15 protein-coding genes are annotated in these 13757 nt (G+C 73.7%); 7 read left to right on the plus strand and 8 right to left on the minus strand.

Features of this window, described 5'->3' with window-relative positions; genetic code table 11:
* Window positions 1-14 precede the first annotated feature (14 nt).
* Window positions 15-200: a hypothetical protein gene (locus tag AB0G84_RS04360; RefSeq protein WP_030411128.1), complete on the minus strand. Its 186-nt coding sequence runs from the start codon at window positions 198-200 to the stop codon at window positions 15-17.
* 487 nt (window positions 201-687) lie between these two features.
* Between AB0G84_RS04360 and AB0G84_RS04365 the strand changes: the two genes are divergently transcribed.
* The 3 genes from AB0G84_RS04365 to AB0G84_RS04375 all read left to right on the plus strand — a co-directional run bounded on the left by AB0G84_RS04365 (window position 688) and on the right by AB0G84_RS04375 (window position 3492).
* Entirely contained in the window at window positions 688-2517 is a 1830-nt protein-coding gene (locus AB0G84_RS04365; protein WP_361316780.1) for an MFS transporter, read from the plus strand.
* On the plus strand, window positions 2514-2984 hold the full coding sequence (locus AB0G84_RS04370) for a MarR family transcriptional regulator (RefSeq protein ID WP_361315321.1): 471 nt from the start codon (window positions 2514-2516) through the stop codon (window positions 2982-2984). The genes AB0G84_RS04365 and AB0G84_RS04370 overlap by 4 nt, the downstream gene beginning before the upstream one ends.
* Window positions 2985-3093: 109 nt before the next feature.
* Window positions 3094-3492 carry a TOBE domain-containing protein gene (locus AB0G84_RS04375; RefSeq protein ID WP_361315323.1) on the plus strand — a complete coding sequence of 133 codons (399 nt, stop codon included), beginning with the start codon at window positions 3094-3096 and terminating at the stop codon, window positions 3490-3492.
* 34 nt (window positions 3493-3526) lie between these two features.
* Here the strand turns inward: AB0G84_RS04375 and AB0G84_RS04380 are convergent, their stop codons facing one another.
* The gene (locus AB0G84_RS04380; protein ID WP_361315326.1) at window positions 3527-4636 is read right to left on the minus strand and encodes a helix-turn-helix domain-containing protein; all 1110 of its coding nucleotides are present in this window, start codon (window positions 4634-4636) and stop codon (window positions 3527-3529) included.
* Between the two features lie 301 nt (window positions 4637-4937).
* Here AB0G84_RS04380 and AB0G84_RS04385 point away from each other — a divergent pair, with 301 nt between their 5' ends.
* Entirely contained in the window at window positions 4938-5459 is a 522-nt protein-coding gene (locus tag AB0G84_RS04385) for a molybdopterin-dependent oxidoreductase (protein WP_361315329.1), read from the plus strand.
* A 10-nt stretch (window positions 5460-5469) separates the two neighbouring features.
* On the opposite strand, the gene AB0G84_RS04390 is transcribed toward AB0G84_RS04385, so the two are convergent.
* On the minus strand, window positions 5470-5895 hold the full coding sequence (locus AB0G84_RS04390) for a TOBE domain-containing protein (RefSeq protein ID WP_361315332.1): 426 nt from the start codon (window positions 5893-5895) through the stop codon (window positions 5470-5472).
* A 171-nt stretch (window positions 5896-6066) separates the two neighbouring features.
* Here AB0G84_RS04390 and AB0G84_RS04395 point away from each other — a divergent pair, with 171 nt between their 5' ends.
* From AB0G84_RS04395 to AB0G84_RS04405, 3 genes are all read left to right on the plus strand, one after another.
* Window positions 6067-6462 (plus strand): helix-turn-helix transcriptional regulator, encoded by a 396-nt coding sequence (locus AB0G84_RS04395; RefSeq protein ID WP_361315335.1) that lies wholly within the window; start codon window positions 6067-6069, stop codon window positions 6460-6462.
* Window positions 6463-6623: 161 nt separating this feature from the next.
* On the plus strand, window positions 6624-7424 hold the full coding sequence (modA, locus tag AB0G84_RS04400; RefSeq protein ID WP_361315338.1) for a molybdate ABC transporter substrate-binding protein: 801 nt from the start codon (window positions 6624-6626) through the stop codon (window positions 7422-7424).
* Window positions 7425-7517: 93 nt separating this feature from the next.
* On the plus strand, window positions 7518-9491 hold the full coding sequence (locus tag AB0G84_RS04405) for an ABC transporter permease (RefSeq protein WP_361315341.1): 1974 nt from the start codon (window positions 7518-7520) through the stop codon (window positions 9489-9491).
* Window positions 9492-9514: 23 nt separating this feature from the next.
* On the opposite strand, the gene AB0G84_RS04410 is transcribed toward AB0G84_RS04405, so the two are convergent.
* From AB0G84_RS04410 to AB0G84_RS04430, 5 genes are all read right to left on the minus strand, one after another.
* Complete coding sequence (locus tag AB0G84_RS04410; protein WP_361315344.1) at window positions 9515-9970, minus strand: DUF3995 domain-containing protein; 456 nt, start codon at window positions 9968-9970, stop codon at window positions 9515-9517.
* Window positions 9971-10041: 71 nt separating this feature from the next.
* Window positions 10042-10398, minus strand: coding sequence for a DUF6191 domain-containing protein (locus tag AB0G84_RS04415; RefSeq protein WP_361315346.1), 357 nt, complete (start codon window positions 10396-10398; stop codon window positions 10042-10044).
* Window positions 10399-11022: 624 nt separating this feature from the next.
* Complete coding sequence (locus AB0G84_RS04420) at window positions 11023-11472, minus strand: nitroreductase family deazaflavin-dependent oxidoreductase (RefSeq protein ID WP_361315349.1); 450 nt, start codon at window positions 11470-11472, stop codon at window positions 11023-11025.
* Between the two features lie 159 nt (window positions 11473-11631).
* Window positions 11632-13101, minus strand: coding sequence for a SulP family inorganic anion transporter (locus AB0G84_RS04425; RefSeq protein ID WP_361315351.1), 1470 nt, complete (start codon window positions 13099-13101; stop codon window positions 11632-11634).
* A gap of 17 nt (window positions 13102-13118) precedes the next feature.
* Window positions 13119-13721: a carbonic anhydrase gene (locus AB0G84_RS04430; RefSeq protein WP_361315354.1), complete on the minus strand. Its 603-nt coding sequence runs from the start codon at window positions 13719-13721 to the stop codon at window positions 13119-13121.
* Between the last annotated feature and the right edge of the window lie 36 nt (window positions 13722-13757).

Genomic DNA, 13757 nt, shown 5'->3' on the forward strand with positions numbered 1-13757 from the left:
CCAACGCTTTCCCCTCAGCGAACGTCAGTCTTGGGCCGGGGGGTGGGCGGCGAGATCAGGAGCAGCGCGGCCAGCAGCAGCGCACCTCCACACTCGCGGGTGTCGCGGAAAACGCCATCGGCCTCGGCGGGTTCAAGCAGTCCCTCGACCTCGGCGGCCAGGGTGGCCGTCTCGACCGGCGCTGTGCGATCCGTAACCATGCGATCAACTCCTTTGACGAATGGGATACCAGATTCACATCGGGTCAAATCGGTCGCAACGCGAAAAATGGCCCCACTGGGCAATCCGTGTGACCTCGCGTCAGCGGCTGGTACGTCCCCGTCGCGGTCAACTTCCTCGATCGTGACCGTTCTTGGTGATGCACGCCGGTAACGCCGGGCGAGCGGCACGGTGCTGACGCCACGGGTGTCGGCCGCCCGACCGGCTCAGGGGCGTACTGCTCTGTTCGGATGGGCGGGCGGCGCCCCCGGTTGCGCCGCGGCCCGACCGGAGCGGGGCGCCGGGGGCGGTGCCGGGGGTGGGGTCGAGGGCGGTGCGGTACCGGCGCCGCGCCCTGGCCGCACCGGCCCGGACGGAGGTAAATTGGTTGATGTCAAGCAAGTAAATCCCGATGGGGGCTGGTGTCCCGTGGGAATCACCACTGCTGATCAGGGCGGTACCGCCGCCACCGGCCCACGGCCGCGCCCCGTGCCCGGGCCCGGCTACAAGTGGGTCGCCCTGTCGAACACGACCCTCGGCGTGCTGATCGCCGCCATCAACATGTCGATCATGCTGATCGCGCTGCCGGACATCTTCCGCGGCATCGGCGTGGACCCCCTGGAGCCGGGCAACGCCGGTCTGCTGCTGTGGCTGATCATGAGCTACCTGGTCGTCACCGCCGTGCTGGTGGTCAGCTTCGGGCGGCTCGGCGACATGTACGGCCGGACCCGGATGTACAACGCGGGCTTCGCCGTCTTCACCCTCTTCTCCGTGCTGCTGTCGGTGACCTGGCAGCACGGCACGGCCGGCGCCCTGTGGCTGATCGCGATGCGGGTCCTGCAGGGCATCGGCGGGGCCATGCTGATGGCGAACTCCAGCGCGATCCTCACCGACGCCTTCCCCGCCCGGCAACGCGGACTGGCCCTCGGCCTCAACCAGGTCGCCGGCATCACCGGATCCTTCGTCGGGCTGGTGCTCGGCGGGCTGCTCGGACCGGTGAACTGGCGGCTGGTCTTCCTGGTGTCCGTGCCGTTCGGGGTGTTCGGCACGGTCTGGGCGTACCTGCGGCTGCGGGACACCGGCGTCCGCACCCCGGCCCGTCCCGACTGGTGGGGCAACCTCACCTTCGCGGCCGGCCTGATCGCCGTGCTGACCGGGATCACCTACGGCATCCAGCCCTACGGCGGGCACACCATGGGCTGGAGCAACCCCGCGGTGCTGGCCGCGCTGGCCGGCGGGTCGGCGTTGCTGGCCGTCTTCTGCGTGGTCGAGGCCAGGGTGCCGGAGCCGATGTTCCGGCTCGGGCTCTTCCGGATCCGCGCCTTCACCGCAGGGAACCTCGCCAGCCTGCTCGCCTCGCTCGGCCGCGGCGGCCTGATGTTCCTCCTCATCATCTGGCTCCAGGGCATCTGGCTGCCCCGGCACGGCTACGGCTTCACCGAGACGCCGCTGTGGGCCGGCATCTACATGCTGCCGCTGACGCTGGGGTTCCTGGTGGCCGGGCCGGTGTCCGGCTGGGCCTCCGACCGGTTCGGGGCGCGGACCTTCGCCACCGGCGGGATGCTGCTGGCGGCCGGCACCTTCGTGGCGCTGCAGGCCCTGCCGGTCGACTTCTCGTACCCCGTGTTCGCCCTGATCCTGCTGCTCAACGGCATCGGCATGGGCCTGTTCGCGGCCCCCAACCGGGCCGCGGTGATGAACAGCCTGCCGCCCGACCAGCGGGGCGTGGGCGCCGGCATCAGCACCACCTTCCAGAACTCGGCCATGGTGCTGTCCATCGGCATCTTCTTCTCCCTGATGATCGCCGGCCTGGCCGGGGCCCTGCCGCACGCCCTCACCAGCGGCCTGACCGCGCAGGGCGTACCGCCCGCGGACGCCGCCAAGGTCGCCGCGCTGCCGCCGGTCGGCGTGCTCTTCGCGTCCCTGCTCGGCTACAACCCGGTGCAGACCCTCCTCGGCCCCCAGGTCCTCGGCCACGTCCCGCCCGGCCACGCCGCGTACCTCACCGGCCGGGAGTTCTTCCCCCAGTTGATCTCCCAGCCGTTCGCCGACGGGCTGGCCGTCGCCTTCGACTTCGCGCTCGCCGCTTGCCTGATCGCCGCGGTCGCCTCGCTGCTGCGCGGCGGGCGGTATGTGCACGACGACCGCGCCGCGAAGGACGACTGCGCCGAGAAGGCCGTGGCACCCGCGCCGGAGCCGGCCGCCGCGGCCGTCGAAGCGGCCCCCGCCGCCCCCGCCCCGCCGCCTCCGGGCCCCGCCGCCGGGCCGCCCCCGGCAGCCCCGCCCCCACCGTCCCCCCACCCCAGGAGCCCCCGATGACACAGCCCGACGCCCCCACCGGGCGGCGCGCGGACGCCGCGCCCGAGCCCACCGAACTGGCCGGGCGGCTGCGCGCGGTGATCCAGGAGCTGCTGCCGCTGCTCCGCGAGCGGCGCCGGCACCCCGATCTCACCCCCAGCCGGCTGGCCGCCCTGGCGGCGCTCGCCGCCCACGGTCCGCTGCGGGTCAGCGCCCTCGCCGCACGGATGAACATCGCGCTGTCCACCACCTCCCGGATGGTGGACCTGCTCGACGGCTGCGGCTGGATCGCCCGCCGGACCGACCCCGCCGACCAGCGCGCCACCCTGATCAGCCTCAGCGACGAGGGGCTCGCGGTGCTCCGCGCGGTACGCCGGGAGACCACCGGGCTGCTCGCCGAACGGGTCGGCCGGCTGGCCCCCGACCGGCAGCGCCTGCTGTACGAGGCGCTGCCCGCGCTGGAGGACCTGGTCGCGACGGACGACTGACACCGGGGGCAGCGGACCGAGCCCCGCCCGGTCCGCTGCCCGGGGAGGCACCGCCTTCCCTGGGGGAGGCACGCCCTCTCCCCACGGCGGCACCCTCTAGAGTGCGGGGGTGCCCACGTACAGCATTGGTCAGGCAGCCGCGCTGCTGGGAGTGAGCTCGGAGACGGTCCGGCGCTGGGCCGACGGCGGGCAGCTGCGGATGGAGCGCGACGGCGCGGGCAACCGCGTGCTCGACGGGGTGGGCCTGGCCGCGTTCGCCAAGGAGCGCGCCACCGGACTGCACCCGGTCCCCGGTGAGGTGCAGACGTCCGTGCGGAACTCCTTCGCCGGGATCGTCACCAAGGTGACCATGGACCAGGTGATCGCCCAGGTGGAGATCCAGTCCGGTCCGCACCGGCTGGTGTCGGTGGTCAGCCGGGAGGCGGTGGAGGAACTGGGCATCGAGGTCGGGGTGACCGCCACCGCCCGGGTGAAGTCGACCCATGTGCACATCGACCGGCCGTCCTGAGCCGCCGGGCGCCGCCGGCCGGGGCCGGCGTCCCTCAGCGGCACCACAGCGCCGCCCGCAGGTCGAGTGTGTCGCCCAGCCGGGACAGGTCGCGGCCGGTCAGCGTCTCGATCCGCTGGATGCGGTAGTGCACCGTGTTCACATGCAGATGGAGCGCCTCGGCGGTCCGCGCCCATGACCCGTGGTGGGCGAGGAAGACCTCCAGGGTCTCCAGCAGCATCCGGTGCGAGGCGGAGCCGCCGTGCGCCAACGGGCCCAGCACCCGGTTGCTGAACGCCCGGCGGACGTCGGCCGGGACCCCGGCGAGCAGCGCCCCCAGCGTGCTCAGCTCCGCCACGGACCTCACCTGGGCGCCGTCGGGGGCCTGCGCGCGGGCCGCGGCCAGGGCGTAGCGCGCCTGGTCCAGTGCGGAGCCGAGCCCGCCGGCCGCGGACACCGGGGCACTGACGCCGGCGTGCAGCGGGGCCTGGGGACGACAGGTGTGCAGCGCCAGCCACCGGTCGGCCAACGAGCCACCCGGCCCGGAGTCCGGCCGGGCATCCGGATCGGGGTCCGGCTCGGCGCCCGAGGCGGCTTCCGCTGGGGCTTCCGAGCCGGCGTGGACCACGGCGACCGCCTCACCACCCGGCAGCCGGCCGGCCGCGAACGGCACCCCGGGCTCGTGCCGCAGCGCCTCGGTCAACGCCCGTACCGCGCCTTCGGGTTCGTCGCCGCCGAGCGTGGCCACCACCACCCGGTACGGACCGTCGGTGGGCAGCCCGCAGGCGGGCAGCGCCGCCTGCAGCGCCGCACCGTCCGCCGGACCGGCGGCCAGCAGCGTCACCAGCGCGTCCGCCGCCCGCCGGCGGTCCGCCCGCTGCCGTTCGCTGTGGTGGCGGTACTGGGCGAAGACCTCGGCGATCGCGTGCAGCACCCGCGGCGGGGCATCGGCGGTGCCCCGCAGATGCAGGTACCAGCTGTCGTACGGACCGCCGTCCCCGTCGATCCGCAGACTGGTCCCGGCCGCCGCGGTGCGCAGGTCCCGGGCGGCCTGCTGCGCGGGGAGGTACGGGGCGGCCGGGGTGCGGGCCAGCAGCCGCCCGGTCGCCGTCAGCAGGTAGCAGGGCGGCCCGCCCAGGTGGGCAGTGCCGCTGCTGCGGGACACGGTGTGGCTGGCCCTGGAGGAGCGCCGCGCGGCCGGTGCGGCACCGGAGCGACCCTCGGGCCGTCAGCCGTCCCGCGAGGGCTCGGCCTGAGGCCGGGGGAGCGGGCGGGGGTGTCGGCGGGCCGGGGGCGATCCCCCCCCGGCCGGATCCGCTCCCCGAAGGTGCCGTCCGATTGGCCCCCTTTGCCTCACATCAGCGAGGGAAAGCCGCACTCGTGGATGGCATCCGTGGTTCGGTACGGCGGCCGTCGGGCATCACAGGGAGGCAGCCGCCGCGCGGATCGCCTCAAGGGGGTCTCGAATGAGCCGTCTCAGCCCGCCGTCCCGCACCACGACCGCCGCCCGCCGCGCGCCCGCCGATGTCGTACCGGCCGGCCCCGGGCGTCTGGTGATCCGCGGTCAGGTCCGCCGCCCGCTCACCCTGACCGTCGGGGAGCTGCGGGAGCGGTGGGCGCAGCGGCACGCCGCGGTGGTCTTCGACTGCGCCACGAACGGTCCCCAGCACCACACCTTCGAGGGCCCGCTGCTGCGGGAGGTGCTCGCCGCCGCGGGGCCGGCCTTCGACGCCCGGCGGCGCAAGGACCGTTCCCGCTATCTGCTGACCGTCACCGGCGGGGACGGGCACCACACGGTGCTGTCCTGGGCGGAGATCGACGCCGACTTCGGCGATGCGCCGGTCCTGCTGGCCACGTCCCTGGACGGACGCCCCCTCGATGCCGTCGGCAGCCAGCTGGTGGTGCCCTCCGACCGCTGCGGGGCGCGCTACATCAGCGCGATCACCGGCATCCGGGTGGGCACCTGCGCCCCGCCCGACGCGCCCTGACCGGTGCTGCTCAGGCCGGCCCGGTGGCGAGCGAGAGCTCGGTCGACTTGATCAGGGCGGTGACCGCCGCACCTGCGGTCAGCCCCAGGTCTTCGACCGCGTCCTTGGTGATCGCCGCGGTCAACTCCCCGCCCCCGACGGCGACTTTGACGCTCGCCATCGCCCCGCCGGTGGTCACCGCGGTGACCGTGCCGGGGAGGCGGTTGCGGATGCTGAGGCCGTCGACCGTTCCGGTGGCGAGCGCGACCTCGGTGGACTTGACCAGCGCGCGCACCGGCGCCCCGGGCGCCAGGCCCAGCTCCTGCACCGCCTCCCGGGTCACCGCGGCGGTGACCTCCGACCCGTTGGTCAGGTGCACCTTGACGGCCGCCATCACCTCGCCGGCGGTGACCGCGGCCACCGTCCCGGACAGCTGGTTACGGATGCTCAGGCTCATCGCACTACCTCACAGGGGGCCGGGACGGGAGATGCCCCTCCACCCTGCTGGCAGTCGCCGGGGCGCGCATCACGGCCACCTTCGTCGCTTCCTCCAACGGCCCTGGCATTTGCCATGGAACATCGCCCTGAACATTGCACATGCGAGCCGAGGGTGCCTATGTTGTCGCACATGCAGTCCTACACGATCGGCCAGGCGGCGCGGCTGCTGGGCGTCAGCCCGGACACCGCCCGCCGCTGGGCGGATGCCGGGAAGGTCGCGACCCACCGCGACGACGGCGGCCGCCGGCTCATCGACGGCCGTGACCTGGCCGCCTTCTCCATCGAGGTGGCGCAGCACGGCACCGGTGAGGACGACGCCTCGTACACCTCCGCGCGCAATGCCTTCCCTGGCATCGTCACCGCCGTCACCCTCGGCGACGTCGCCGCCCAGGTGGAGATCCAGGCCGGCCCGCACCGCCTGGTCTCCCTGCTGACCCGGGAAGCGGTGGAGGAACTGGGCCTGGAGGTCGGCATGCGGGCCACCGCCCGCGTGAAGTCCACCAGCGTGCACATCGACCGCACCTAGTAGCACCGCGGGGGCGCCCGGCGCCCCTGCGAGCAACCGGCCCGACCGCCCCCACCACCAGCACGTCGGCCGCCTCACCCAGCGGCGTCGCCCGTCCACGGCGCGGCTTTTCCCATCCGCTCGGACGACCCCTCGTCCCGCGTCACAAGGAGTCCCGCCTCATGTCCCAGCTCGTCACCGGGCGCCGCGCCGCGGCCGTGCTCGTCACCGCCGCCCTCCTCGTGCCGCTCGCCGCCTGCGGCAACGACGACGGCAAGAAGGGGGCCGGCGCCGAGAAGTCGGCCGGCTCCTCCGGCACCACGCAGCTCACCGTGCTGGCCGCCTCGTCGCTGACCGACGTGTTCCCGAAGGCCGCCGCGGCCTACGAGAAGGAGCACCCGGGCACCAAGGTGAGGTTCTCCTTCGCCGGCTCCCAGGAGCTGGCCGCACAGGTCAAGCAGGGTGCCCCCGCCGACGCCCTGGTCACCGCCGACACCAAGACCATGGACGGGTTGACGGACGACGCCGGCAGCCCCACCGTCATCGCCAAGAACCGGCTGGTCATCGCGACCGGTGCGGGCAACCCCAAGAAGATCACCGGCCTGAAGGACCTCGCCGGCGACAAGCTCAAGGTCGTCCTCGCCGCCCCCGAGGTGCCCGTCGGCCGGTACAGCAAGCAGGTCCTGGACGCCCAGAAGATCAAGGTCACCCCGGTCTCCCAGGAGCCCAACGTCCGCGCGGTGCTCAGCAAGGTCGAGCTGGGCGAGGCCGACGCCGGCCTGGTCTACAAGACCGACGCCGCCACCGCGCCGAAGAAGGTGGACGCCGTCGACATCCCCGACGCCCAGAACGCCGTCGCCTCCTACCCGGCCGCGCCCCTGAAGGACTCCCACCACGCGGCGGCCGCCGCCGCGTTCGTGAAGTGGCTGAGCACGCCGGAGGCGCAGAAGATCCTCCAGCAGGCGGGATTCCAGAAGCCGTAACGGGGAACCGCGTGCACGGGGCAGTCCGGCCAGCAGCAGCCCCGTGTACGCCGTCGCCGCACCGGCCCGCCACCGTCGCCCCGAGGAACCCCGATGAAACGCCCCCGCACCCCCGCCGCACCGCCGGCCGGCCGGTTCCGCGTGCCCGGGGCCCGCGCCCCGTTCGCGCTGACCGTCCCCGCGCTGCTGGCCATCGCGTTCCTGTTGATGCCGCTCGTCGGCATCCTCGCCCGGACCAGCTGGGGCGAGATCGGCACCCATCTGACCAGCCCGGGCGTCACCGAGGCGCTCAGTCTGTCGCTGCTGGTGTCCTTCTGGGCGCTGGGCCTGTCGCTGCTGCTCGGGGTGCCGCTCGCCTGGCTGCTGGCCCGGGTCAGCTTCCCCGGCAAGGCCCTGGTCCGCTCGCTGGTGCTGCTCCCGATGGTGCTGCCACCCACCGTCGGCGGTGTCGCCCTGCTCCTCGGCTTCGGCCGACGGGGCGTGCTCGGCCCCTGGCTGGAGGACACCTTCGGCATCGTGCTGCCGTTCCACACCTCGGGCGCGGTGGTCGCCGCCACCTTCGTCGCGATGCCCTTCCTCGTCATCAGCCTGGAGGGCACCCTCGCCGGGCTGCGCACCCGTTACGAGGAGACCGCGGCCTCCCTCGGCGCCTCCCCGGTACGGGTCTTCGCCACCGTCACCCTGCCCATGGTCGCGCCCGGCCTGGCCGCCGGCGCCGCGCTGACCTGGGCCCGGGCGCTCGGTGAGTTCGGCGCCACGATCACCTTCGCCGGCAATCTGCCCGGCACCACCCAGACCCTGCCGCTCCAGGTCTACCTGCTGCTCCAGGACTCCCCGGAGGCCGCCACTTCGGTCTCCCTGCTGCTGCTCGTCATCGCGATGGCCGTCCTGGTGGCGCTGCGAGGGCGGTGGACCGGCAGCACCGTCGGCCGTACGGTCCCGGCCGCCCCGCCCGCCGACGACCACGACCTCACCGAGGCGCCCGCCCCCACCGCCGACGGGCCGCCCGCCCCGGCCGCCGCGCCCGCGGAGCGCTGGCCGCTGCACGCCGAGGTCACCGGCTTCAACCAGCTGACGCTGGAAGCCGAAGGGGGCACCACCATCGCCGTCGTCGGCCCCAACGGTGCCGGCAAGACCACCCTGCTGCGCGCCCTGCTCGGGCTGACCCCGCGTGCCCGCGCCGCGCTGCGCCTCGGCGGAGCCGACGTCAGCGGGCTGCCCCCGCACCGCCGCGGCGTCGCCTGGGTTCCCCAGGACGGTGCGCTCTTCCCCCACCTGAGCGCCCTGACCAACACCGCCTACGGGCTGCGCGCCCACCGCACCCCGCGCGCCGAGGCCCGCCGCGCCGCCCAACAGTGGCTCGACCGGCTCGGCGTGGGCCACCTCGCCCACCGCAGGCCCGCCCAGCTCTCCGGCGGCCAGGCCCAACGCGTCGCGCTGGCCCGGGCGCTCGCCGCCCGCCCCCGGCTGCTGCTGCTCGACGAGCCGCTCGCCGCGCTCGACCAGACCACCCGCGCGCACGTCCGGCACACCCTGCGAGGCCACCTCGCGGAATTCGGCGGGGTCTGTCTGATCGTCACCCACGACCCCGTCGAGGCGGTCTCCCTCGCCGACCGGGTGCTGGTCCTGGACGGCGGAAGCGCCCTCCAGGACGCCCCGCCCGCCGAGGTCACCCGCCACCCGCGCTCACCGTGGGTCGCCCGGATGCTGGGCCGCAACGCCTGGCCGGGCACCGCAGCGGACGGCGGGCTCACGCTCGCCGGCGGGGGCCGGCTGGTCATTGCCGACCCGCTCCCCGACGGCGCCCGGGCGCTGGCGGTCATCGCCCCCGAGGCGGTGTCGGTGCACCTCGACCGGCCCGCGGGCAGCCCCCGCAACGTCTGGCCCGGAACCGTCCGGGAGATCACCTCGGCGGGCAGCCGGCTGCGGATCCTGGTCACCTCCGACGAGGCCCCCGACCTGGTGGCCGAGATCACCCCGTCGGCCGCCCTGGAACTCGGCCTCGCCGACGGGGTGCCGGTCTGGACCAGCGTCAAGGCCACCGAGGTCTCCCTGGTGACGCTCTAGGTTCCGTCCGGCGGGTCCGGTGACTACGGCCGATGTGCGGAGCAGTTGGCGTCCGGACCGGTTGGCGGTTCTGCGTCGGTATGCCTGCGGGACCGCAGGGCGGCGAGGCCGAAGGCCAGTCCTCCGGCGATGAACCAGGGGTTCCAGAGGGCCAGCGTCCAGACCCGTTGCCCCACGCTCACGGAGGTGTCCAGGTGCGTCGTGTGGGTCAGCAGCAGCACCTCGATACCGATGCCACGGGCCAGGAGGAGGGCGCTGACGCCCCACCCCAGCCACCGTGCCAGCAGAGCGGGAACGCCCCGGAGCCTGGACCCGGCAAGCAGCCGTGCCAGCAGGGCACCGAGGAGGCAGAGCGCGCCCACACCCCACAAACCGGCTACGACGAACCACAGCGGGCGCTCGGTCGCCAGCGGGCCGGCGGAGATGCCCAGCCCCACCTCGCCGCCGACGGCCCAGTAGAAGTGCAACCCGGCGAACACGGACGCCCACAAGCATGCGAGATGCCCCCACAGCGCGGACGGTTCCGCGCCCGTTCCCACCGGTTGGCGTCTCACCGCCGGCCCTCACGGGCATGGCACCGGTCAGCGCACGGGCCGTCCGCCTCCTGTGGCACCACGATGAACGCGGTGCCCGTGGCCAGGTCGACGCTGGAGCGAGGCCGCGCACCGTCGCTCTCGTCGTCCCGCCGCAGTAGCTCCACCCGCCGCTGCTCCAGCTCCACCGTCTTGTTTCCGTTCACGACCGCCGTGAATTCGTCGAAGGCCGTGTTCGACAACGACCGCCCCGTGCGCCTGCGCAGCCACGGGACCAAGCCCAGCCCCGTGAATCCTCGCCATGCGCTCTCCACCAGGGCGAACAAGGCCAGTAGACACGCCAACGCCGGGAACGACATCAGCCACATCGTCATGGATGGCCCCTTGTCTCGCTGATTGCCATGGGGCCACTGTGCTGGATCCGCAGCGCGCAGGGATCGGGCCGGCGGATGATCCGCCTCCCCCATGCGGCGGAGGCGCCGCCCTGGAGACCGACCGCAAGGCGGAGTGCCGGTGCGAGCAGGCCGGCTTCGGGAGACCTGCCGGACAGCACACCTCAGGGCCGTGCCGGTGCGGGACGGTCGCGGACCGGTGGCTGGGGCGCTTGCTCAGGCGCCTTCGGGAGGGATGAGGTGCCGGAAGGTCCGGCACGCGGTCAAGAAAGCACAGCCACACGAAGGGATCTCATGGTTGATCACCGTCCCGGAGGCACCTCCGCACCCCCTCCCGCACGACGACTGTGCTGGTCAGAAGGGGGCGGAGGCGCCCACCGGTGACATGCTGATCAAGAGGCGGAGTGCGTGGCTGACCTGCGGCTACGGCGCAGCGAGCGCCGTTGAGCACCGGACATGGTGTTGCGGCAGCAGCGGCTCAAGTCGGGCCCGTTGACCGTTCGTTGGGTCCCCCCCCCGGCCTCACCGGGCTTGAACACAAACGGGCCACATCTACCTTCGCAGCGGACCCTGGAGGGAGACCGACGGCCCGGAAGGGTGCCGGGGTCAGGCGTGCGGGGAGTCCGCGGGCTCCAGTACGAGCACCGGGATCTGACGGTCCGTCTTCTCCTGGTAGTCGACGTAGTCCGGGAACGCCTCGACCGCCCGCTCCCACCACAGCGCCTTCTCCGCGCCGGTAACCTCACGGGCCGTCATGTCCCGGCGCACCGGGCCGTCCTGGAGCTCCACCCGGGGGTCGGCCACGGCATTGTGGTACCAGACCGGGTTGTGGGGGGCGCCGCCCAGGGAGGCGACCGCGGCATAGCGGCCGTCGTGCTCCACCCGCATCACCGGGCTCTTGCGGACCTTGCCGGTCCGGGCGCCCCGGGTGGTGAGGACGACGACGGGCAGCCCCCTGATCGTCGTGCCTTCCGTGCCACCGGAACTCTCATAGCGCTCGACCTGAAGGCGCACCCATTCGGTCGGGCTCGGTTCGTACTCACCGTGGAGCGGCATGTGCTCCGTCCCTTCTGCGAAGTCCGCGGCGGCCGGGCGGTGCCACAAAGGCCACTGCCCGGCCGCCCGCTGCTGACGGCGTGCACGCTGATCAACAACCGCTGCCGGCGGTGTATTCCCGCCCGCACAGCCGGTGACCGTGCGGACGGGAGACGGCCGTCAGGAGACCAGCTCCACCGCCCGTCGGCTGCGGCGGTGCTGCTCGGCCCAGTTCGACAGCGCCGCACCACAGGCGTGGTCGAGGTGGCGCAGACCGCTCAGGTCCAGCTCCACATCGCGGTCGGCGGGCAGCGCGTCGAGCTGGTCGAGGATCTTGGGCAGCCGCAGGAAGGTGGCGTTGCCGACGGCCCGCACCAGCACCGGCTCCTCCATGCGCTCCGGCGTACGGACCTCCAGGTGGACGTGCGACGTCTCCCAGGCGGTCTTCGCCACCGCCAGCAGCAGGCCGATCAGCACGCCCTCGAACATGTTGACCGTGACGATGGCCAGCGCCGTGACCGTCAGCACCACGGCCTCGCCGCGGTGCTCGCGCCACAGCGGCCGCAGCTCGCGCAGCGGCATCAGCTTCCAGCCCGCGTGCACCAGGATGCCGGCCAGTGCGGCCACCGGCACCACCCCCAGCGCGGTGGGGAACGCCGCGGCGAACACCAGCAGCCACAGGCCGTGCAGCACCCGTGAGGCCTTGGTCTGCGCGCCCGCCTGGACGTTGGCGGCGCTGCGCACGATGACCGCGGTCATCGGCAGGGCCCCGAGCACCCCGCAGACGGCGTTGCCCGCGCCCTGGGCCATCAGCTCCTTGTCGTAGTCGGTCTTCGGCCCGTCGTGCAGCCGGTCGACCGCGGCGGCGCTGAAGAGCGACTCGGCGGACGCGATCAACGCGAAGGCGACGACCGTGCCGAGCACCCCGATCTCGGTGAGCCGGCCCAGGTCGGCGAGGCCCGGTGGCTGGATCGCGTCCAGCAGCCCGCTCACCTGGACCCGGGCGATCGGCAGGTCCAGCGCCCAGACCGTGGTGGTGGCGAGCGCCACCGCCGCCAGCGGCGCGGGCAGCAGCCGCGCGGCGGCCCGCCAGCGCGGCCACAGCACCAGCACGGCGATGGTGCCGACGCCGACACCGAGCGCGGACAGCGCGGTCGCGGACCCTACGGTGTCGACGACCAGCGAAGGCAGCGAGCCGATGTTGGCCAGCCCGGTGCCCGGCGCCTTGGCGTCCGTCAGGGCGTAGAGCTGACCGGCGATCAGCACCAGGCCGATGCCCGCCAGCATGCCCTGGACGACGGCGACCGAGATCGCCCGGAACCAGCGCCCCAACTTCAGGGCGCCCATGGCCAGTTGGAGCACGCCGGCGGCCAGCACCAGCGCGCCGAGCGCACCGATGCCGTACTCCTTGACCGCTTCGAAGACCAGCACCGTCAGACCCGCGGCCGGGCCGCTGACCTGCAGGCTGCTGCCGGGGAGCAGCCCGGTGAGCAGCCCGCCCACGACACCGGTGACCAGCCCCAGTTCGGCCGGGACCCCGGAGGCGACCGCGACGCCCACACACAGTGGGACGGCCACGAGGAAGACGACGAGGGAGGCGGTGACATCGGCCCGCAGGGTGGCCGCGCGCAGGGTGGTGAAGCGCTTCATGACCGGTACCCGCGCCTTCACAGCGGGAGGAACAGGTCGGAGGCCGGGTGGTGCGCCGCGACCATGCCGGTGTGCACCTCGTAGAACCAGCCGTGCAGCGCCACCTCTCCGGCGTCCAGCCGCTCCCGGACACAGGGGTAGTCGCGCAGCCGGGCGACCTGCTCGCGCACATGCTGCTGGACGGCCGCGGAGACCGTCGGCTCGGCGTCGTCGGGCAGTTCGTCGGAGAGCTGCTGCGCCAGCCAGTCCCGTACGGCGGGCGCGCCGGTCAGGTCCTCGCCGCGGGCCTTGGCGCCGACCGCGCCGCAGTGCGAGTGACCGCACACCACGATGTCGGCCACCCGCAGTACGCGCATCGCGTACTCGATGGTGGCGGCCTCCGCGCAGGCGGCCATGTCCTCCCGGTAGGCGGGCACGGCGTTGCCCGCGGTGCGGAGTTCGAAGAGTTCACCCGGGCGCGCCCCGGTGATCAGGGACGGTACGACCCGGGAGTCGGAGCAGGTGATGAACAGGGCGAGGGGCGACTGGCCGGACGCGAGCCGGCCGTAGGTCTCCTGTTCCTCACTCCGGTCGGCAATACGGGCCATCAGGCCCCGGGCATGCTGAATGAAGGTCTCCACGAGGAGGTCTCCTGCTGAAGAGGGGGCCACTGTGGG

Source organism: Streptomyces sp. NPDC020742 (assembly GCF_040641675.1).
Taxonomy (GTDB): domain Bacteria; phylum Actinomycetota; class Actinomycetes; order Streptomycetales; family Streptomycetaceae; genus Streptomyces.